The organism is Brachyspira hampsonii, assembly GCF_002214805.1.
GTDB lineage: Bacteria > Spirochaetota > Brachyspiria > Brachyspirales > Brachyspiraceae > Brachyspira > Brachyspira hampsonii.
The window spans coordinates 28,759-50,770 of the sequence record NZ_CP019914.1; the positions used below are offsets into that span (position 1 = coordinate 28,759).

Consider the following 22,012-nt stretch of genomic DNA (forward strand, 5'->3'; position numbering starts at 1 on the left):
TTTTGAGTAAAAAATTAGATGAAAATAGAATTAAGGAAGGAGTAGGCGGACAGGCGGTTATAGAAGGCATAATGCTTAGAAACAAAAGCCATTATGTTGTTGCTGTTAGAAAACCGGATAAACAAATAGATTTTATCAAAGCGGCTATTCCTGAAAATAAAAACAAATTAAGTAAATTGCCTTTCATTAGAGGTATTGTAAATTTTATTGATATGATGAAATTAGGATATAAAACTTTGGTATTTTCTGCAAATACTGCAGGTATTGAAGAAGAAACCAATAAAAAAAATAATAAACCTAAATCAGAAAAAAGTGAAAGTATAGCTATGACTTTGAGTATGTTGGTATCTTTGGCATTTGCAGTAGGGCTTTTTATTGCCTTACCTTATTTTATAACTACACTTATAGGAATAGATGAAAAAAGTAATTTTATTGTATTTAATCTAGTAAGAGGATGCATAAAATTATCTATATTTGTTTTATATCTTCTTGTAATATCATTTTTTAAAGATATAAAAAGGGTATTTGAATATCATGGAGCAGAACACATGGTTGTTAATGCTTATGAGCATGGATTAGATCCTGATTCAGGGAACATTAGAGATTATACGACTATACACCCTAGATGCGGTACTACATTTATGTTTTTAGTATTAACAGTATCTATATTGCTTTATATGTTTACAAGCTATTTTGTATACACATATATATATGCTTCATATACTCCGCCTAAAATAGTTGGAAATTTAACAGTGCTGGCTATTAATATTATTTTGCTTCCTATAGTTTCTGGTATATCTTATGAAATACTAAAATTAGGATTTAAATTTTATAATTTTCCTCTTATGAGGCTTGCTATACTTCCGGGTTTGGCTCTTCAAAAAATAACTACTAGAAGACCTCAAGATGATGAAATAGAAGTAGCATTATTTGCTTTATCCAAACTTCTAGATACATCGATCGAAAAAAGAACTGAAGAAGAAGTTCAGGCTGATATTAAAAAAGTTTTGGAAAATAATGATAATACAGCAGAAGAAAGATTATGCGTATAAAAAAGAGGCTTATAGCAAATGATAATTATTATGAATATTCTTCAAGCTATATAAAAAAATATATTTTTATTATAGCGGGTGTTATATTTATTTTATTATCTGTAATTATTTTTGTGCATATTAATTATAGGGTAGTTCCTTCAAAATCGTATATGAGAAATGACACTCCTATAGCTGATGCTAATACAGTTTCTATTACTAATAATAATGGTATTTATTATACAGGAGATTTTACCAGGATTCCAAAATCTATACATATAAATGATGATATGGTAGAAAATTTATATTTATATTTATTTCATGATAATCATATAATATTTTGGAAACTTTATAAATATGGATTAAAGAGATATTTTTCTTATTATGCTTTTAATATACTTGACGGAGATTCTCAGTCTTTTATTATAAAAGAAAATGAAAAAGATTTTTTAGATTTTTATGATAATTTTGTAAGAGCTCAATTTAAAAAAAATGTTGGTGAATTCAATATTGAAATTCCAAGTTTTTATAATACTAAGATAAATGTAAAATCTTTTATAAGCAATTTGATTAATGCTGAATATTCATTTAAGTTTACTAATTTTACTGCTTCTATGGTAAATTGGAAATATAATAGAGCATTATATACAGCATTTTATTATGGGCTTCCTAGCGGATATTTGGTTGTTCCGGGAAGTGAAAATGCTATAACAGATACAAGTTCGGTTATAGCTATTAATACAGTAGGAAGAAATCCTTCAAGATATACTCATAATATGACAGCTGCTTTAGTTTATACTTCTTATACTACAGAGCCTATTCCTGTATTTATTTATGATTCTAAACCTGAATCGCAAAATTCAAAAATTATTAAATTTTTATTTAATAAAAAATGGTATGTATATAAAAATTTTGAATCGCATGAATATAAAGATGTTATAGATTATTATTCTAAAGAAGAAGGATTCAGTTTTGTATTTACAGTTACAGGAAATTATTTATATGACTCTTTTGGAGGTTTTAGTAAAATAGATATTGAAACTACTAAAGGAGTATTGGACGGATATTTTACTATAAATAATGAGCAGTTTAATATTAATGGTAATGCCGTTAAAGAATTTGTACATAGTGTATTTTAAAAAAGGATATTGTATGTCAGATAAAAAGAAATTTGAAAGGTTATTTGAATTATATACTTCGTTAATGTTAGATGGGTTAATAGATAAAAATAAATTTATGTATCAGAATAAAATTTCTTTAAGAACATTTCAAAGGGATATGGAAGAAATACAGATATATTTACAAATAGAGCTTATTTTAGAAAATGACAGATATACTTTAAAAAAAGAAGATTTAAAGAAATTAAAAAGAGGTTTTAATTTTGATAATGATAATCTTAAAAAAAATGTAGATATACTATTTTCTGTATTTATGAAAAAGGTAAGTTCAAATTTATCTTTTATACCTCATTCAACAATATCTAAATTATTACCTCAAAATGTTGATAATGAATATTATGATGTTATTGTAATTTCAAATAATGAGATAAATAATATATCCGGAGATAGTGAGAGTATAGAAAAATTACTTTCATGCGTTAAAGATTTAAATGATATAAACTTTGATTATTATATTCAAAGCAGTAATATTAATTATAAAGTTAAAGCCATAGCATATCTTATTTATTATTTTCAGGGTATATGGTATTTAGTTGCTTATGATAAAAAATATAAAAAGATAAAAACTTATTCTATAACTAGCATATCTAATATAGAAGTAAAGCAGAAATTAAAATTTAATAGTAATAAAGAAAAAGAAGAGTATTATAAAGAATATAAAAATAGAATTAGTAATAGAGAAAAATTAATAAAATTAATAGAGAAAAAAAGAAGTATATATTGGAGTGATAATGAATTAACAAAAACTACTATTCGTTTTAATTCAGATGTTGCTCATTATTTTAAAAATAGAGATTACGGATTCAATCAAAAAATAAAAAAGACATTAGAAGATGGTTCTATAATCGTTAATTTTGATTTTTCATCTTTTACAGAACTAAGAATATTTTTAAGTCCTTGGTTAGGTTCTTTTAAAATAATATCTCCAGAAAAATTTAATAAAGAGTTTATAGAACATTTGAATAATGCTTTATCTGTAATGCAAAGCAAATAAAAAGAATTTATATTATAAAAACATAAAAAAAGCAGGTAAGTGATTTATACCTGCTTTTATTATTTAACTTTATGATAAACTGTAAAGCATATCTCCGTAAGTTGGAAGTTTCCAATATTTTTTAGAAACAGTTCTTTCTAATTCATCTATTGTAACTCTCATATCTTCTAAACATGCAAATATCTTATCTCTTGAAAAATTAGCTGATTTTAATATATCAGTAATTTTTTTACTTTCTGCTATATATTCTTCTAATTTTGCCAATTTGCTGTATAAATCTGAAATAAGTTTATTAAGTTTATTAATTAAATCGCTTTCAACATCAAAGTTTACTTTTAAATTATTTTTCTTATCAGCAATATTTGCAAGTTCTCCGCTGTATTCTATAGAAGAAGGAAGTATATGCTTATAAACCATATCAGTCAATGTAAGAGCTTCAATATTCATTTCTTTAACATACTCTTCCATTCCTATTTCATATCTAGAATGTATTTCAGCTTCTGTTAGCACTTTATGTTTTGTTAATACATCTATATTCTTTTGAGATATAAAATGAGGTAATGCTTCAGGTGTAGTTTTTAGATTAAATAAGCCTCTTTTTTCAGCTTCTTTTACCCATTCATCAGAATAGTTATTTCCATTATAAATTATTCTTTTATGTTTTTTTATAGTATCTCTTATAAGCTCATCTAAATCTTTTTCAAAATTTGAAGACTTTTCTAATATATCAGCAAACTGCGATAAAGCCTCAGCAACTATAGTATTTAATATTATATTAGGTCCTGATACTGAAAGACTAGAGCCTACCATTCTAAACTCAAATTTGTTTCCTGTAAATGCTAAAGGAGAAGTTCTATTTCTGTCAGTAGAATCTTTAGTAAGTCTTGCTAAAGAATTAACTCCCATTTCCATTTCTACTTTTCCTTTTCCTTCATAATCCTTAGAATGTTCCATAGACTCAAGTACTTCAGTTAATTCATCTCCAAGAAACATTGATATAATAGCAGGAGGAGCTTCAGAAGCACCAAGTCTGTGATCATTGCTGGCACTAGCAGTTGTAACTCTAAGTAAGTCCTGATATTCATCAACAGCTTTAATGATAGCTATTAAAAATAGCAAAAACTGTTTATTTTTTGCAGGATTATCTGTAGGATCTAATAAATTCATTCCTGTATCTGTAGCTATAGACCAATTATTATGTTTACCGCTTCCATTTACACCAACGAAAGGTTTTTCATGAAGTATACAAGCTAAATTATGTTTTTCAGCTATTACTTTCATAAGCTCCATAGTAATTTGATTCTGATCTGTTGCCATATTTGTAATAGTAAACTCTGGAGCTAATTCATACTGTCCCGGAGCTACCTCATTATGTTCTGTTTTAGCAACTATACCTAGTTTCCAAAGCTCAATATCAAGCTCTTTCATAAAAGCAAGTACTCTAGGTTTAATAGCACCGAAATAATGATCTTCTAATTCCTGACCCTTAGGCGGACAGGCACCAAATAATGTTCTTTTGCAGTATCTTAAATCAGGTCTTTGTAAATATAATTCTCTGTCTATTAAAAAATATTCCTGTTCTGCTCCTACAGTTGTAAAAACTCTATTAACATTATTATGACCGAAAAGTTTTAATATTCTTTTAGCTTCTTTTTCTATAACCTGCATTGAACGAAGTAGTGGGGTTTTTTTATCCAATGATTCTCCGCTGTATGAGCAGAAAGCACTAGGTATGCATAAAGTATCATCTTTAATAAAAGCATAAGAAGTAGGATCCCAAGCAGTATATCCTCTTGCTTCAAATGTGGCCCTTAGACCTCCTGAAGGGAAACTAGAAGCATCTGGTTCGCTTTGAACTAATTCTTTACCGGTAAACTCCATACGAGTTGCACCGTCATCTGTCTGAGCTATAAAGCTGGTATGTTTTTCTGCTGTTACACCTGTCATGGGCTGAAACCAATGAGTGAAATGAGTAGCACCTTTCTCTATAGCCCATTCCTTCATAGCATGTGCTACCACATTAGCAACTTCTAAATTTAAACGCTCGCCATTTTTTATGGTTTTTATAAGTTTTTTATAAATGTCTTTAGGGAGCTTATCCTTCATAACATTATCATTAAAAACCATGCTACCAAAAATTTCTGGTATTTTTTTCATTTTATATATTTCTCCTAAGAAATTTATTATAAAAAATTATAATACAATATTATATCATTAGTTTAAATTAATTCAATATTACTATTAAGAGTTATAACAAAAAAGTAAGAATTTTAGATGTTTTCATGTATTAATTGTTTTAATTCATATAATGCTTTTAATAATTCTTTTCTATTAATATTATTTCTAGCCGAAAACAAAACTTTTATATCATTAATTTCAGAAAGCGACATATAATCACTGCTGGCAATTCTTTCATAAATATATTCAAGAGACTTTAATATAGCATCATCATAATCATTGAACTTAAAGTATTCATCAGGTAAATTCCATATAAGTGCTTCTATTATAGGCGGAGTGAGTTCATTAATATATTTAATTTCAGAAGAGAAAGTTAAAAATATATGTTTGAATAGCTTTATTAAATTAATAAAATTAGATCCGCAATTATGTTCTTTTTTATCGAAATTTTTATTATCTAGTTTCGGATAGAAAATTTCATTTTGTTCATTGCTATTTGTAACCAAAGCACCTTCAACATTATTATCCAAATTTTTAAATGCCGGTATTAATACAATTTTTTCATTTTCATATTCTAAAATCAAAGATGATGATGCCGCATTAACCTTATTTGAATATAAATCATCATTCTTAATTAATTCTAAAATAGAAGATTTGAATTTTCTAGTATCAGAAGTATTATTATTATCATCTAATATTAAGAAAACATTAAGATATTCCATATAACTAACATCTGTTCTGTTTCTTTTTGAACCAGTAGGAATAATAGAAATATTATTAAACTGTTTATGAGATGATATAAGCTTGGATATAAAATCCAATTTTTTTTCTATTTTATAGTATGGGTAAGCTGTAAAACTGCTTACCCATTTATTTATATAATCATATAAATCTATATATTCTTTCATTTTTTGTTTATGCTCTTTTCAAAGCTGCAGCTAATATTTTGTCTAAAGGAAGTACTTCGTCTACACCGCCTCTAGCTATTGCTTCTCTAGGCATACCAAATACAGTACAAGTTTCTTCATTTTGAGCTATATTATAAGCACCAGCATCTTTCATTTCTTTCATACCATTAGCACCATCATCACCCATACCGGTAAGTATAATTCCTATAGCTTTGTTTTTAGCATAAACAGCACCACTTCTGAAAAGTACATCCACAGAAGGTTTATGTCTTGTAACAGGCTCTCCGTCTCTAACTTCTATGTAATATTTACCGCCTTTAACCTTAATCATAGTATGTTTAGCACCTCTTGCAAGTACGGCCTGACCTCTTCCTATACTCATACCGTCTTCAGATTCAGCCACATCAATTTTTAATATGCTATTCAATCTCTTAGCAAAAGAAGTAGTAAAATGTTCAGGCATATGCTGAGCAATAACTATAGGAGGAGCAGAAGGAGTAACATTTTTTAAGCATTCTATCAAAGCTTCAGTACCTCCTGTAGAAGATCCTATAAGAATAATTTTATCCATAGGAGTTTCTCTAGAAGGAGTAAGAGGAAGAATAATATCGGCAGTATTTTTGGCGTAAACTTTAAATCCGGCAGTTTTAGGAGCTTCCAAGCTAATAGGTGTTCTTTCTACTGTAGGAGTTGTATCAGTAGGCATAGTAACACCATGTTTTCTATAGAATTTAGCTCTGTTTGCATAGGCATTTTTAATTTTTTCAACTAAATCAGTAGCTAATTCTTCAACCCCATCTCTAACATTAGCAGATGGTTTTATAACATAATCAAAAGCACCTATATTTAATGCATCTAAAGCTAATTCTCTATGTTTATCCAAAAGAGAACTAAACATTATTACAGGAATAGGATTATTAAGCATAAGTTTTTTAAGATAAGTAATACCGTCCATTTCAGGCATTTCTATATCTAAAGTAATAATGTCCGGTTTAAGATTTTTTACCTTATTTTCAGCTAAAATTGGATTTGCTGCAGTTCCTACCATTTCCAATGCAGGATCTGAGTTTACAATTTTAGTAAGTAACTGTCTAATTAGTGCGCTATCATCAATAGCCAATACTTTAATTTTTGTAGCCATATAAAATCCTTAATTATTAATATATTAAAACAATGTAATATCTGATTTTTCTTCAAGTTTATGCTGTAAATTTTTAGAGTATTTAATTTCTTGTTCAGCTGAAAATTCTTTGGTTTTACCTTCTAATTTTTTCATAAGCACTCTATTTTCTGTATTGAAAAAGAATACTTTTCTAGGCCAATTACCGCCTATATCTTCACTAACTATAGGTATTTTTTCATCTGCCAAAAATTTTTTAGCAAATTGTATATTCTTATCAGGCACTTGAAGTATATTACTAGTCATACCTGAAAGTACATGTCCTCCGCCGAATATTTTAGCTGTAAGATTTTCCTTTTTACCCCCTAATTTAATAATTTCGTTTATAAGAACCTCCATAGCAAAAACACCATATCTAGTATTATTATAATCATCAGCTGGATTTTCCCATTCTCTCATTTCAGGAAGCATAAAGTGATTCATACCGCCGAATTTAAGTTTATTCTCAAACAGGCATACGGATATACAACTGCCTAGAACTGTTTTTATTACAGCAGGTTCTTTTGAAGCATAATAACCACCTATATATATTGTGATTCTTTTAAAATTGCTATTGGCTGCTGCCGGAAAATCAATCATTATTATCTCCCATAATTAAATCTTTTTATAGATATTGCTTGATACATATTTAAATTTATCCGACACACCAAATAATGTTTCTGAGTGTCCTATAAACACTAAACCGTCATCTTTCAAATATCTATGAAATTTATTAAATAATTCCTTTTGGAATTCTTTATCAAAATAAATAATAACATTCCTGCAAAATATTAAATCGAATTGAGTATGAATATCAAAATCTTCATCTTTAAAATTTAATTGCCTAAAGAATAAATTCTTTTTTAGAATATCTTTAACTTTATATAATCCTTCTTTATCACCGGTTCCTTTTAAAAAATATTTTCTTAATATATTATCCTGTATTGGATCAACAGATTCATCTTTATAAATACCTGCTCTGCCATGAGCTAATACATTTGTATCTATATCACTAGCTAAAACTTTTATATCATATTTATCATAGTTAGCACCAAAATATTCATGTAAAGTCATTTGAATAGTGTAGGGTTCTTCTCCGGTTGAACAAGCTGCCGACCATATTCTAAGATTCTTTACTTTTCCCGCTTTAAAATTTTTTTCCCACTCTGGAAGAAATGTACTTTTCATATATTCAAAATGCTTATTTTCTCTAAAGAAATCAGTTTTATTAGTGGTAACAGCATTAACAAAATTAGTTAATTCCTCATCTTTAGCATTTTTCACAAAATCTATATACTCTCTGAATGAGTTCATTTTTAAAGCTCTTAGTCTCTTACTTAATCTGGAAGTTACTAAAGCCCTTTTATGACTAGTCATTTGTATTCTAGTTTTATCATAAATAATTTTAACTAATTCATTAAATTCAGCATCGCTTAAAGCAGGCATATGCTCATTTATATCTTCCATTTTTATACCTCAATGATATTATACTGTTTGATTATTTGCATCATTAGATTTTATAATTTCTTCTATAGGAAGAACCATAATAATCTTATTTTCTAATCTAATAACATTAGAAATTTGAAGTCCTCTCATATTATCAATAGGGGTTTCTGTCATCTGGCTTTCATAAACTGTAATAACATCGCTTACCATATCTGCCAATATACCAAATTTTCTATTAGTAGTGGATATTACTATAATAACATCGTCTTCAATAGAATGATCGTCTCTCCTATCCAAACCAAACCTTATTCTTATATCAACTATGTGAAGGATGTTACCTCTCAAATTCATAAGTCCTCTCATAAATTTAGGACTTCCGGGAACAGGAGTTATATTAGTTACGCCTACAATACCTTCAATACTTAATACATCAAGAGCATATTCTTCATTATCAATTTTAAATACTAAGAATTGCTGACTAGGTTCAATAGAAATATTTTCATCATGTTCTAAAGATGTACCGCCAACCTGAGGTATATTAGCTGCATTTATTTTTTGATTATCTAACATATTACAATCCTTTATTTTACGCCGTTATTTATTTTTCCTTGTAAAGACATATTTACTAATCCTTGTATATCTATAATGAGGGCTATTCTTCCGTCTCCAAGTATAGTACCTCCGGCTATTCCTGCATGTTTGCTGAATGCTGAGTCTAAAGACTTAATAACTACCTGCTGCTGATCTAAAAGTTCATCAACAAAGATAGCACATTTTCTATATCCAGCTTCAACAACAACAACTATTCCATCATCTATGTTATCTACTTGTGTTTCTATTTCAAATACTTTATGAAGTCTTATTAAAGGCAAATATTCATCTCTAATTTTTATCATTTCTCCTTTACCTTCAAAAGGTTTTACCTGTTCATTTTTTACTTTTATTTGTTCTATGATAGAAATTAGAGGCATAATGTATATCTGCTTACCTAAAGCAAAAGTAATACCCTCAATAATAGCTAAAGTCAAAGGAAGTTTAACTATGAATGTGCTGCCTTTACCTTCTACAGATTTGATTTCTATTTTACCTTTCATTTTTTCTACATTGGCTCTAACAACATCCATACCAACACCTCTTCCGGATATGTCTGTTATTTTATCAGCAGTAGAAACTCCTGGATAGAATATAGTTCTGTATATTTCTACATCAGAATATTTACCGTCTTTTGAAAGTAGTCCTTTTTCAATGGCTTTACTTAATATTTTTTCTTTATTTAATCCATTTCCATCATCAGCTACCTCTATAACAACATGTCCCTCTTGGTGAGCAGCTGACATTGTTATTGTACCGTATTCAGGCTTACCTCTGGCTATTCTTTCTTCTTTTGTTTTTTCTATACCATGGTCCATAGAATTTCTTATCATATGTTTAAGAGGGTCAGATAACTGCTCCAACATATTTTTATCTATCTCAGTAGTTTCACCTTTAAGAACTAGTTTAACTTCTTTATTCAATTCCAAATTCAAATCTCTAACATATCTATGGAACTGATTGAATATAGGACCTATAGGCATCATCCTAATATTCATAACTTCTTCTTGTATTTGTCTTGAAGTTCTATCCATTGAACTTACAGCTTCTTTAAGTCCATTATCAATATCTAAACTTTGAGTAAGCTGCATTATTCTTGACTGAGCTATAACAAGTTCTCCAATTAAGTTCATTAAACTGTCTAATTTTCTTGTATCAACCCTAACTGTTGAAGGAGCCTGAACTTTAGCTTTATGTACTGCCGGCTGAGCCTGAGCATTATTAGCAGGAGCATTTTCGGCAGGCTTTTCTTCAGCCTTAGGAGCCTCTGCCGGTTTAGCTTCTTCAGCTTTAGGGGCTTCTGCAGAAGGTTTTACTTCATCATCATCTTTAATATCTGCTTTTGTATTTACAATATTAATATCATTGTCATCTATTACAAACAAGAAAATATTTTGCACCTGTTCATCTGGAGCATTAGTATCAAAATCCAAAGAAAACTGAGTGTAGCAAACATAAGGATCCTCAAGATTTAAAATAGTCGGTAAATTATTACATTCTATTTTTAAATTATTAATAGTACCAATAGCTCTAAGGTCATTCAAGAACATAAGAGGGTCTATACCATTATCAAAAATAGTAGCTTTAAATCCCATATCAATATGGAAAGAATTAGAGCCTCCGCTAGATGCTGCTGCTTCTGCCGGTTTAGCTTCTTCAGCTTTAGGAGTTTCTGCAGGCTTTTCTTCAGCTTTAGGGGCTTCCGCTGGTTTTGGAGCAGGAGCTACTGCTGCAGGATCATTTCCGTCAGCTATAGCTTTAATTTTAGCCTTTAATGAATCTATATTAGTAACTCCATCTGTTTCACCTTTACCGTCTACAATATTTTGCAGCATAAGTTTAACAGTATCCAAAAATTCAAGAAGTACTGTTATCATTTGCGGAGTTACATCCAATTTACCGCTTCTTACCTTTTCTAATAAATTTTCGGCAACATGGTTTAATTCACTCATAGTAGTAAAACCAACAGTGCCTGCTGAAGATTTAAGAGTATGAGCACTCCTAAATATTTTATTTAAAAGGTCTTCATCACTTTTATTATCCTCTAACAAAACTAAATCATTTTCTAAACCTTCTACAATTTCTTTAGCTTCGCTTAAGAATATCGAAATAAATTCATCACTATCAAACATGTATTATACCTCTACCTTTATAAAATCCTTATTATATAAAATAAGATGGTTAGAAATCAATTTAAAAAACGTTTTACTACATCTAAAAGCTGAGTTGGGTTAAATGGCTTTACTAGCCAACCACTTGCACCTGCGGCTTTACCCTCCATTTTTTTCTCATCCTGAGATTCTGTTGTAAGCATTAGAATAGGGGTGTATTTATGCTGATCCACCTTTCTTACATGCTTAATAAATTCTATACCGTCCATTTTTGGCATATTAAGGTCTGTTATTATCATATCAACATTCGGAGTCTTACCAAGAACCTCTAAACCTGTAGTACCGTCATCAGCAGAAACTACAGTATAGCTGCCTTTTTTCAAAGTATATTCAACAGATGCTCTAGCTGTATTAGAATCGTCTACAATTAGTATTGTTTTAGCCATAGATTTAACCTCTTAATCATTAATTATTTTTATCATTAATTATATTTAAATATTCTACAAACAAATTATCCATACCTTCTACTATAAGGTTTTTTTGATTTTTAGCAAGTTCTTTTTTCATAGCATACAGTATTTGTAAACCTGCTAAATCAACATGGGCAGGACCTTCACAATTAAACTTTACAGTCATATCTTCGTTATAATTAGCACTTTTTATGACATTCTTAAAATATTTACTCATAGTTCTTATATTAAGATTATCACTTATCTCTATAACTGACATAAATAAATACCTCCATTACTTTTATTAAAACATAGTAAAATCGCCGCTATCTGCACCTACATCTATATTTATATCGACATTTGGTGCATCTTCTCCAGACAAAATACTGTTGGCAATAGCTCTTTCTTTTTTTATTGTATAAGAATTAACTATATCCAAATATTTATCACTTTCTATTTTCCAATTATCTATACCTAATAATTTATAATATTCATTCTTTTTATTTCTTATAACATTTCTCATACTATTAAAAATTTCTATTATTTCATTAATTTTTGTAAGCAATGTACTTAAAGAACTTAAATCTATTAAAGTTTTATCTATAAGTCCGAATAATTCATCAGCATAACTGTCTAATCTTTTTATATTATTATTAATGATATATTTTGATTCGTCCAAACGCTTGCTTACACTTTCTGTCATAGATTCTATAAAAGAATGCTCACTTGACTGCTGATTAATATTTGATTTAAATTTATTAATTGAACTGAAAATAGCTGATTTAATATTATGGAATTGCTCTAAACACCCATCTACTGTTTCTGTAATGTTGGTAGCTATTGATTCAACACTTTCTATAGAAAAAGTCTGCGAATTATTAAATATATTACTATTCTTTTCAAGTTCTATCTTAGCTAAAAAGTTGATGGAGTTAAAAGTTTTAGCAATGTTTTTTGTTTCCAAGAACATACTTTCCAATTCTTCTATTGAATCTATTATGGCTATATTGCTGTCGGATATCCTGTATTTATTAGTTAAAAATAATTTAAAGTTTTCCAAATAAAGTTTGATGAATCCCATATATTCATTAAATAAAGACTCAGAAACTGTAAAAGGGAATTCCGACTTACCTGTTTCTCCTCCAATCATATATTCTACTATGGTAGTTCTATCTAATGTAATATCTGTTAAAGCATCTTTTAAGCCTTTTAAACTTTTATAAATATCTGAGTTAGTAAGATCAATTTCTTCATGTATGGATTTAAAATTTTCTATGATTAAAGTTAGAACTACATCATCAAAAGTAAGTAAATCAAGCAGCTTATGTTCTAAGCTTTGATTTTCAGCTTTTTCAAGATCTGAAGCATCCATAGTTTCTACTTCTTTTCCGTAGAATTCAATGAAATTCCTATTTTCATAAACTATTGAATTCATAGATTCTATTATGTGTTCTGTCTGCTGCCTTACTATATCCTCACGAGGAAGAACCATCATTACTTCAAATATAAAATCATAAGTATTGTCAACTCTTGATATTATATCTGATATTACATTAGAAAATACTGCAAAAGAATTAACCATATTATTATGTTCTTTATCAAGCTGTTCTCTCATGATTGTAAAATTTTGCCTTTGCAGTTCATTTGTTTTTAGTATTTCAGTTTTAAATGATTCAAACCTTACAAACAATTCCTTACCGATTCTATTCATTTGATCTGCCTGTTCATTTGATGTTTCAGACATTTTTATTATATTTTTAGATATTTCTCCGAAAGCCTTACCTCCGGCACCATATTTAGAAGATATAATAATGGCATTTAATGAATAAACTTTAATTTGGTCAGCAAGCATTCTTATTTGTTCTATGGAATCCATAATATTACTTGTTTTGCCTACATCTTCGACTAAGGAATCAGAAAGTTCATTATCCTGTGATATGAAATTTTGCATTCTATCAAAGGATCTAAAAAAGTCTTCCTGATTTTCGTCCAAATCATTTGAAAAGTTTTTTTCACCTTTTTCTTTGTTAGTAAAATACGAAAGCAGATTATTAGCTTTTTCATTTTCGTTTTTCATTTCCTGTTCGATCATAGGAAACTTTTCACCTATAAAGCTATATACTCTTCCTACTTCTTCAAGAAAAGAGTTAATATCTTTTACAGTTGTTTCTAATATTGCAGAATAGTCAAGGATATCCTGCTTTATATTATTGTCTATAATACTAGTTGCTGCCACTTTAAGTAATTTCCTAACATTCTAAAAAATTATATATCACAATATAAATATAACATTTATTATTGCTTTTTGCAAGTAAAATTTTAATTACACAATAATTTTACAGTAAAATTATGTTTAATTAAAGTTTTTTTAATTATACTTCAAAAATTTTATTTTTCAGGTATAAATATTTAGCCGTGTAATAGATTCTATTTTGTGCTTCCCTGTTGCCGAATCCAAAAGCTCTTCTGCTCACTGCAAGTATCGGAGGAGCCTGTATTCTTTTAGATATAGCCATTCCCATATATTGCTTCCACCATCTCTCTAAATCATCTACAAAATCTGCTCCATTTTTAAAATATTTTTTTAATATTCCTTTTCGGCATCCGATTTTTTCCTCTAAATTTCCTGATATGTAAAATTCTAATATATCTTCCAATATTGCTCTGTTCCAAGATTCCATTAAAAATTTAAACAAATAATCATGATAATCATATTTTATCGGATCTCCCTTACCTTCGTCAACAGCCTGAGCAGTTGAAAGTTCCGCACTAGGTACAATATTTATAGTGCCTTCAGGTATAATTTCTTTTTTAAATACTTCTTTATTAACATAATTAGCTAGTCCGTATATCTGATACTTCCATAAATCTGCTAAACATGCAAAAAATCCTGCTCCATCTCCATACATAGTTGAATATCCCACCATAGTTTCAGTTTTATTGGCATTGCATGTAAATACACCGCCAAAACTAGCAGCTATAGCGGATAATACCCTCGATGATCTGTCTCTTGCCTGTATATTCTCTATAACAAATGATGATACTTTTAAATGATCTTCTTTTCCATCTTTTATAATAGGGGAGCTTTCTAATTGATTTACAGTATAATCTACAGATTCCTGTATAGGAACTACCATATAAGCACAGCCTAAATTATCAGATAGGGTTTTTGCAAGGTTTTTAGTTGTATCGGAATTGAATTTACTAGGCATATTGACCAATAGTACATTATCTTTTCCAATTGCATTTACATACATCGCAGATGATAAAGCAGAATCAATACCGCCTGATACACCTATAACTACCTTATTAATTCCAATGGATTTCATGAATTTTCTGATTCCGTAAATAACAGTATCATATATTAATTTGTATTCATTTTCTTCTCTTATTTCTATAACTTTTTCAAATACTTTATTTTTTACATCAATATCAATAAAGTATAAATCCTCTTCATATCTTTTTCCTGTTAATAATAAATTACCTTTATCATCATAAACAGAACTTCCGCCGTCAAATGTGTATACTGTTTTTCCGTTATTTTGTATTCCTACATTATTAACATATACAAGAGGAGTGTTATGTTTACTTGCTATTTCTCCGTACATGCTATGTCTTTTAATGTCTTTTACCAAAGTATATGGAGAACTTGATATATTAATAAATAAATCTACATCATTATTAGAATTTATAATATCCATAGGAGAAAATAAATAATTCTTACTCCATGCATCTTCACATATAGTCAAACCTAATTTTATCTTTTCTTTGCTGCATTCTATTTCTAATGGTTTTAAATATTCTTTTATATCTGCATTGTTTTCAAAAGCTAAATCTTTTAAACTGAAAAAATGTCTTGGATCTTCAAATTCTTTATAATTAGGAAGCAATGATTTTATTATAAAAGGATATTCAGTAGTATTATTATGTATTAATTTACCGTCTTTAGCTACAAACATAGCATTATATTTTCTAATTCTACCGTCAAAATTCTTTTTATTTTTATCAGATGCAACATTTCCGAAAATTACATATATTCCATTTGAAGATTTTATTATTTCTTTTCCAAGTTCCTCACATTCTTTTATAAATCCCTCGCTTTCCCACATATCTCCAATCATGTATCCTGAAATACATAATTCTGGAAATATTACTATATCCGCATTTTCCTTTTTTGCTTTGCTTATAAAACTTATTATTCTTACAGCATTATCACAAGGCATAGATGGTATTATTTCTAATTGAGAAACAGCTATTTTCATATTAAGTTAACTCCAAATTATTTAAATAATTAATTTATAAAGAAAAAATATAATAAACCGTTATATATATTATAATAAAAATTATTAATTTAGTCTACAATTATAATGTAATTATAAGAGGTTATATTCGGTATATGAGAAGAAAAGATTTTATATTTGAAGACAAAGAAGAAATATGTAATATGCTTAATAGCATAGAATTCGGAGTTATGGCTTTGCCTGATGATATACCTTATGCTGTACCTATAAGTTTTTGCTATAAAAATAATGAAATATATTTCCATGGTGCTATGGCCGGAAGGAAATATGAAATTTTAAAAAATAATCCTAAAGTATCTTTTAGTGCTTCAAAACCATATTCATATATACCATCCCAATTTTTAAATGGAAAAATGATACCGACACAGTTTTTCTTTTCAGTTTTTATAGAAGGTAAATTTGAAACTATAGATGATATATCAAGAAGAAAAGAAATTTTATACAAAATAGTAAGAAAATATGAACCTAATAATTATAATTTATCTATAGACAATAAAATGTTTGACTATGCACAAAATAATATGCTTATAGGTGTTATAAAAATTGAAAATATTACTGCGAAAGCTAAATTTGGTCAGAATATGTCATACGATGAAATAAAAATTATAATAGAAGACCTAAAAACAAGAGCTGAAAAAATTGATATAGATACAATAGAGATGATAAATAAAATGAGAAAATGAAAAAAATAACTTGAAAAAAGTATTATAAGTGATAGAATAAAATAATAAAATAATCTTTTTTTATTCTAAAAAACTTTAGATATAATTAAATATTAGTTGAGGAAAAAAGTTAATGCAAACAAGAGTATATAAAGCAGGTTCCATAGTATATTTTACAGGCGATACCTCAGATAGAGTTTATATATTAAAACAAGGTCAGGCTCAAAGTATATTTTTATCGGAAGAAACAGGGTATGAAACTAGGGAGCTTATTAATATAGGAGAGTTTTTTGGGGTAAAAAGTATACTTGGTACTTATCCGCAGGAAGATACTGTTCAGTGCTTAACTGATTGTGTTGTTATTATTATTACTTATGAAGAATTTGAAAGTTTGATTGAAAAGAACAAGCCTATAATCATAAAAATGTTAAAGGTATTTTCAAATCAGCTTAGAAGAATTAATAAAAGAGTAAGAGAGCTTGTAGAAAATGATATAAGTGAGGAAGGTCAGGATCCTTTAGAGGGATTATACGGAATAGGGGAGTTTTACTTTAAAAATAAGAAATATAGAAATGCTCTTTATGCTTATAAAAGATACATACAATATGCTGATGAAGATTCTGCATTTTACAATACTGTAAAAGAAAAAATTGAAGAATGTAAAGAAGAATTAGATATTACAGATGACAGTGATATAGCACCTCCTGTTTCAAATGCTCCTGTTTCATCTCCTAAAACTCAGGCTAAAGCAGCAATTAATGATCCTGCATATAATAAGGCTGTTGAATTATATAACAATAATGATTATATTAATTCATTAAAAGCATTTAATAATTTAATTAAAAGTCCTGATACTGCTGTTGCTGAGAATTCTATATTTTATATGGGTAAATGCTATTATAATATAAATAAGTATGATAATGCTTCAACTGTGTTATTATCAGCAATAAAAAAATATCCTAAATCTTCAAATGTTAAAGAGGCTATACTCTTTTTAGCTAAAAGCTGTGAGGGCAGCGGAAATAAAACTAAAGCAAAAGCATATTATCAAAAAGTTATTTCAATGCCTCCTATGGATAATTTCTCAAAGGAAGCAAATGCAAGTATTTCAAGACTGTAATTTTATATAAAAAGAAAGTAAGGAACAAATATGGATAATAATTTAAGTTCTCATACAAAAAAATACAATACTGATGATGTTATATTTCTGGAATATGAAAGAGGCGATAAATTCTATTTAGTTCAAAGCGGTTCTGTAAAAATTACCAAAGTTATAAAAGATGTTGAAAAATTATTAGATATAGTTTATGCCGGTGAATTTTTCGGTGAGATGGCTATATTAGAAGATACAACAAGAAGTGCATCAGCCATAGCAAATGAACCTACAGTGCTTTTAGAATTAAGAAAAGAAAATTTCCAAAATATATTGGCTAACAATACAGTTATGGCTTTGAAGCTGTCAAAAACTTTTGCTAAAAGAATATTTGATGCCAAAAGAAGACTTTTAATACTTCAGTTAAATGAAACTGATTTGAGAGTATATGACTGTCTTTTACTTTTAGCAGAACTTCAGAATATACCTAGAGATCATTATTATGAGCCTCAGGAATTGAATGCCACTATAAACGATATAGCTAATTGGTGCGGCGTAAAGGTAGTTGAAGTACAGAAAGTTTTAAATACATTGGTAAAAACAGGTAAAATAGATATCAGAACTAATACAATTTACGTTAAAAATTTAAAGGAAATTCAGAGACAAATTGACTTAAAAAGAAAAAAATCATAAGTTAATAAACTTTATTTATAAAAAGCTGGTAACTTTTAGTTATCGGCTTTTTTATTCCTTAAAAATGCTATGTTAATTACAAATAATCATATTGACAAAATAATATAATTAATGTATCATATGTATAATATTTTTATTAAAGAGGTTTATATGAAAAAAATTGTATTAATGGCAGTATTGTATACTTTATTTAGTTTTAATGCTTTATATTCAGGAAAAGCTGAAAACGCAGCACAATTATTATCGTATATAGTATCTGGTGACAGCGAAGGGGTTTTAGAGCTTATAAATGATAAAAAAGTTGATATAAGTGGCAGAATAGAAGATGGTCTAACCCCATTAATGTTTTCTATCATTTATAAACAAGATGAAATATCTAAAATACTCATAGAAAAAGGTGCTAATATCAATGTAAAAGACAAGTCTGGATTTACCGCTTTAATACATTCTATAATGTATAATAGAACAGAAATATCAAAAATACTTATAGAAAAAAAAGCTGATGTCAATATAAAAACTTCATTAAATGAAAATGGAGTATATATGAAAAATTTTACTCCTTTAATACTTAACCAAGATAAAGAAATAGCAAAATTATTAATAAATGCTGGTACTGATATTAATCTTAAATTATCTTGTAAAAATGGAGATATAAAATTAGAAAATGCTACACCTTTAATGTGGTTTATTGTTACTGATAATACGGAAGTAGCTGAGTTGTTAATAGAATCTGGGGCCGATATCAATTCTAAAGATAAAGACGGAAAAACAGCATTGGATTATGCAAGAGGTATAAATAATACTAAAATAGAGCAGCTGCTCATTCAAAAAGGTGCTAAGTAATAAAAAGTAATTTTATTATAATTGTGAAGAGTATCAATACGAAGCAAACATAGTGCCTCTAGTACTGCATGTATGGCGTATAGGAGGAAGACTTTGTTTGCTTTTTTACATTATAAAGAAGGTATTTTTATTCCATACTGCATAAAATTGAAACTAGAATAATTATATTGACAAACAATATCATTAATATATTATATATAAATATTTTTATTAAAGAGATTTATATGAAAAAAATTGTATTTATGGCAATATTGTATGCTTTATTTAGTTTTAATAATTTGTATCCAGAGCTTAGTAAAGATGAAAAAGAATTCGCATCATATATAGCGAATGGTAATAAAGAAGAAGTTTTAGATTTTTTAAATAATAAAAAAGCCAATATAAATTTAGATATTATGGATGGTATTACACCTTTAATTTTATCTATTATTTATAAGCAAGACGAAATAGCAAAGCTGCTTATAGAAAAAGGTGCTGATCTCAATAAAAAAGAGAAAGAAAGCGGTGCTACAGCTTTAATCTTATCTATTATTTATAAGCAAGACGAAATAGCGGAGATACTAATAGAAAAAGGTGCTAATGTTAATATAAAAGATAATGCAGGATTTACAGCTTTAATACATGCTATACAACGTGAGAAAACAGATTTATCAAAAATGCTCATAGAAAAAAAATCTGATGTAAATACAAAAGTATCATTCAAGACAGATGGATTATATTTAAAAGATTTTACTCCTTTGACATTTTATGTAGATAAAGAAGTAGCTGAGTTATTAATAAAAGCTGGGGCTAATGTTAATACTAGATTATCTATAAAAGATGATTCAAGAAATATACAATTAGAAAATATTACTCCTTTAATGTGGGTAATTTTTGATTATAATACAGAATTAGCTGAGTTATTGATAGAAGCTGGAGCTGATCTTAATGCTAAAGATAAAGATGGAAACACAGCATTATATTATGCAATAACTAAAAATAATAGTAAAATAACGAAGTTGATTTCTGAAAAAGGCGGTAGATTCTAAAAATAATTTTTATAACTAGCTTTATAATATTTTTTAATTACTATTTTTATTTTATTTTCCATTAGTTCTTAATATTATTCTATGTATTAATATGATTAAAATATTGTATATAAGCAAAGCTATAAAAAATATTTTCATTATGAACATGAAATTTTCAAAAGTTCTAAGCCCGTTTCTTAATGAAAAATATACATAAGCAAATATGATTAAGTATCCGTAAAATGGAGCAAATAATTTATAAGCAAGCCCGTAATTAAATGCAATAACCGTAAAGCCTAAAGAAAATCCAAAAATTACAGCCTGAGGAATCAATGGAATAATGGCTTCATATCTGTTTGTAAATTGTATTAATACTATTTGTTTTGCGAATACAATTAAAAATGCTGACAGACAAATAGAAGCAAATACAAAAAGTGAAATAGAATAATAGAGTATTTTTGTTTCTTTGTTTTTATTATTATCTTTTTTGGCTATTAAAATATAAGAAAACATAACTGAAGCTATTGGAGTTCCTATATAAAAAAACATTTTTATTATTAATGATATAGTAGAATAGTAGCCTGCACTTGTTTTATCTAAATATCTATTAGCCATTAACACATCGCTTAATGATATCCAATTAAATATAAAATTTATTATAGCTATATGAATTATATAACTAAAGAATATATATATTTTTTGCTTTGAGAAATATGTTTTTATTTTATTTAATATTGTAAAGTAGGGGAGATTAAGTTTTTTTAATTCTATTATATTTATAATAAAATATAGTAAAGCAAATGCTGTTACAGTGATAACTGCTTTTTCTAAAGTAAGCCCTGTTATTATGAAATAAGCTAGTAAAACTATTTTTGATATGAATGCCGCTATTAGATTTGCAGTATAATCATAGCCTATATGATTATTAATTCTTAATATAGATTGAGAAACTATAAATAGTATAGTAGCAAATATTGCAATAGACATAATTAAAAGAGAACTGTAACTATTTATATTAAAAAGTATATTGATTAATGGTATAGATAATATATAAAGAAAAGATATTATAATTGCAATAGTGTATCCGTAAGCCCAATAAGTATATGCATCTTCATCGTCTTTGTAATTATGCATTATATAATAACTAAAGCTTGAAACTGTTAAAACTATTATAGAATATATATTTGTAATACCATTATAATGAGCGAAATCTGATATTGATAAACTTCTGTTGACATATATTGAAGATACATAATTTAATACACTTGAAATACCGTTTATTAATACTAATAAAGCATAGTTAATATAATATGAATATTTTTTGTACAGCAATTTTATATTATTCATATTATATTAACTTATGCATAG

20 protein-coding genes are annotated in these 22,012 nt (G+C 27.6%); 8 read left to right on the forward strand and 12 right to left on the reverse strand.

The genetic code is table 11. The annotated features are described in order from the left end of the window. The first annotated feature begins 2 nt into the window (after positions 1-2). The 3 genes from BHAMNSH16_RS00105 to BHAMNSH16_RS00115 are packed head-to-tail and all read left to right on the forward strand — an operon-like array spanning position 3 to position 3,203. Entirely contained in the window at positions 3-1,052 is a 1,050-nt protein-coding gene (locus BHAMNSH16_RS00105) for a DUF1385 domain-containing protein (protein WP_069732109.1), read from the forward strand. After that, positions 1,043-2,170, forward strand: coding sequence for a hypothetical protein (locus BHAMNSH16_RS00110; protein ID WP_069732108.1), 1,128 nt, complete (start codon positions 1,043-1,045; stop codon positions 2,168-2,170). The genes BHAMNSH16_RS00105 and BHAMNSH16_RS00110 overlap by 10 nt, the downstream gene beginning before the upstream one ends. A gap of 13 nt (positions 2,171-2,183) precedes the next feature. After that, positions 2,184-3,203, forward strand: coding sequence for a WYL domain-containing protein (locus tag BHAMNSH16_RS00115; RefSeq protein WP_069732111.1), 1,020 nt, complete (start codon positions 2,184-2,186; stop codon positions 3,201-3,203). 69 nt (positions 3,204-3,272) lie between these two features. Here BHAMNSH16_RS00115 and BHAMNSH16_RS00120 read toward each other — a convergent pair whose 3' ends face one another. From BHAMNSH16_RS00120 to nadE, 11 genes are all read right to left on the reverse strand, one after another. Next, the gene (locus tag BHAMNSH16_RS00120; RefSeq protein ID WP_069732107.1) at positions 3,273-5,360 is read right to left on the reverse strand and encodes a glutamine synthetase III family protein; all 2,088 of its coding nucleotides are present in this window, start codon (positions 5,358-5,360) and stop codon (positions 3,273-3,275) included. Between the two features lie 113 nt (positions 5,361-5,473). Beyond that, positions 5,474-6,289, reverse strand: coding sequence for a nucleotidyltransferase-like protein (locus BHAMNSH16_RS00125; protein WP_008727574.1), 816 nt, complete (start codon positions 6,287-6,289; stop codon positions 5,474-5,476). Between the two features lie 7 nt (positions 6,290-6,296). After that, a complete protein-coding gene (locus BHAMNSH16_RS00130; protein WP_008727575.1) occupies positions 6,297-7,430 on the reverse strand; it encodes a protein-glutamate methylesterase/protein-glutamine glutaminase in 1,134 nt (377 codons plus the stop codon). A gap of 24 nt (positions 7,431-7,454) precedes the next feature. Then, positions 7,455-8,048, reverse strand: a complete 594-nt coding sequence (locus BHAMNSH16_RS00135; protein ID WP_008725296.1) for a chemotaxis protein CheD — start codon at positions 8,046-8,048, stop codon at positions 7,455-7,457. Between the two features lie 15 nt (positions 8,049-8,063). After that, entirely contained in the window at positions 8,064-8,915 is an 852-nt protein-coding gene (locus BHAMNSH16_RS00140; protein WP_008727576.1) for a CheR family methyltransferase, read from the reverse strand. A gap of 18 nt (positions 8,916-8,933) precedes the next feature. Then, a complete protein-coding gene (locus BHAMNSH16_RS00145; protein WP_008725292.1) occupies positions 8,934-9,464 on the reverse strand; it encodes a chemotaxis protein CheW in 531 nt (176 codons plus the stop codon). 11 nt (positions 9,465-9,475) lie between these two features. Continuing rightward, entirely contained in the window at positions 9,476-11,617 is a 2,142-nt protein-coding gene (locus BHAMNSH16_RS00150) for a chemotaxis protein CheA (RefSeq protein WP_008727577.1), read from the reverse strand. A 56-nt stretch (positions 11,618-11,673) separates the two neighbouring features. Beyond that, positions 11,674-12,042 (reverse strand): response regulator, encoded by a 369-nt coding sequence (locus BHAMNSH16_RS00155; protein WP_008725288.1) that lies wholly within the window; start codon positions 12,040-12,042, stop codon positions 11,674-11,676. Between the two features lie 19 nt (positions 12,043-12,061). Beyond that, positions 12,062-12,325: a hypothetical protein gene (locus BHAMNSH16_RS00160; protein ID WP_008727578.1), complete on the reverse strand. Its 264-nt coding sequence runs from the start codon at positions 12,323-12,325 to the stop codon at positions 12,062-12,064. Positions 12,326-12,349: 24 nt separating this feature from the next. Next, positions 12,350-14,281 (reverse strand): chemotaxis protein, encoded by a 1,932-nt coding sequence (locus tag BHAMNSH16_RS00165; RefSeq protein WP_069732106.1) that lies wholly within the window; start codon positions 14,279-14,281, stop codon positions 12,350-12,352. A gap of 136 nt (positions 14,282-14,417) precedes the next feature. Then, entirely contained in the window at positions 14,418-16,307 is a 1,890-nt protein-coding gene (nadE, locus tag BHAMNSH16_RS00170) for an NAD(+) synthase (RefSeq protein WP_069732105.1), read from the reverse strand. A gap of 134 nt (positions 16,308-16,441) precedes the next feature. Here nadE and BHAMNSH16_RS00175 point away from each other — a divergent pair, with 134 nt between their 5' ends. The 5 genes from BHAMNSH16_RS00175 to BHAMNSH16_RS00195 all read left to right on the forward strand — a co-directional run bounded on the left by BHAMNSH16_RS00175 (position 16,442) and on the right by BHAMNSH16_RS00195 (position 20,665). Then, complete coding sequence (locus BHAMNSH16_RS00175; RefSeq protein ID WP_069732104.1) at positions 16,442-17,029, forward strand: pyridoxamine 5'-phosphate oxidase family protein; 588 nt, start codon at positions 16,442-16,444, stop codon at positions 17,027-17,029. Positions 17,030-17,141: 112 nt separating this feature from the next. Continuing rightward, positions 17,142-18,128 carry a cyclic nucleotide-binding domain-containing protein gene (locus BHAMNSH16_RS00180; RefSeq protein WP_008729253.1) on the forward strand — a complete coding sequence of 329 codons (987 nt, stop codon included), beginning with the start codon at positions 17,142-17,144 and terminating at the stop codon, positions 18,126-18,128. A gap of 30 nt (positions 18,129-18,158) precedes the next feature. Further along, positions 18,159-18,794, forward strand: coding sequence for a Crp/Fnr family transcriptional regulator (locus BHAMNSH16_RS00185; protein WP_008729254.1), 636 nt, complete (start codon positions 18,159-18,161; stop codon positions 18,792-18,794). 150 nt (positions 18,795-18,944) lie between these two features. After that, complete coding sequence (locus tag BHAMNSH16_RS00190) at positions 18,945-19,637, forward strand: ankyrin repeat domain-containing protein (protein WP_008729256.1); 693 nt, start codon at positions 18,945-18,947, stop codon at positions 19,635-19,637. Between the two features lie 224 nt (positions 19,638-19,861). After that, positions 19,862-20,665 carry an ankyrin repeat domain-containing protein gene (locus BHAMNSH16_RS00195; protein WP_069732103.1) on the forward strand — a complete coding sequence of 268 codons (804 nt, stop codon included), beginning with the start codon at positions 19,862-19,864 and terminating at the stop codon, positions 20,663-20,665. 51 nt (positions 20,666-20,716) lie between these two features. On the opposite strand, the gene BHAMNSH16_RS00200 is transcribed toward BHAMNSH16_RS00195, so the two are convergent. Next, a complete protein-coding gene (locus BHAMNSH16_RS00200) occupies positions 20,717-21,991 on the reverse strand; it encodes a lipopolysaccharide biosynthesis protein (RefSeq protein WP_069732102.1) in 1,275 nt (424 codons plus the stop codon). Between the last annotated feature and the right edge of the window lie 21 nt (positions 21,992-22,012).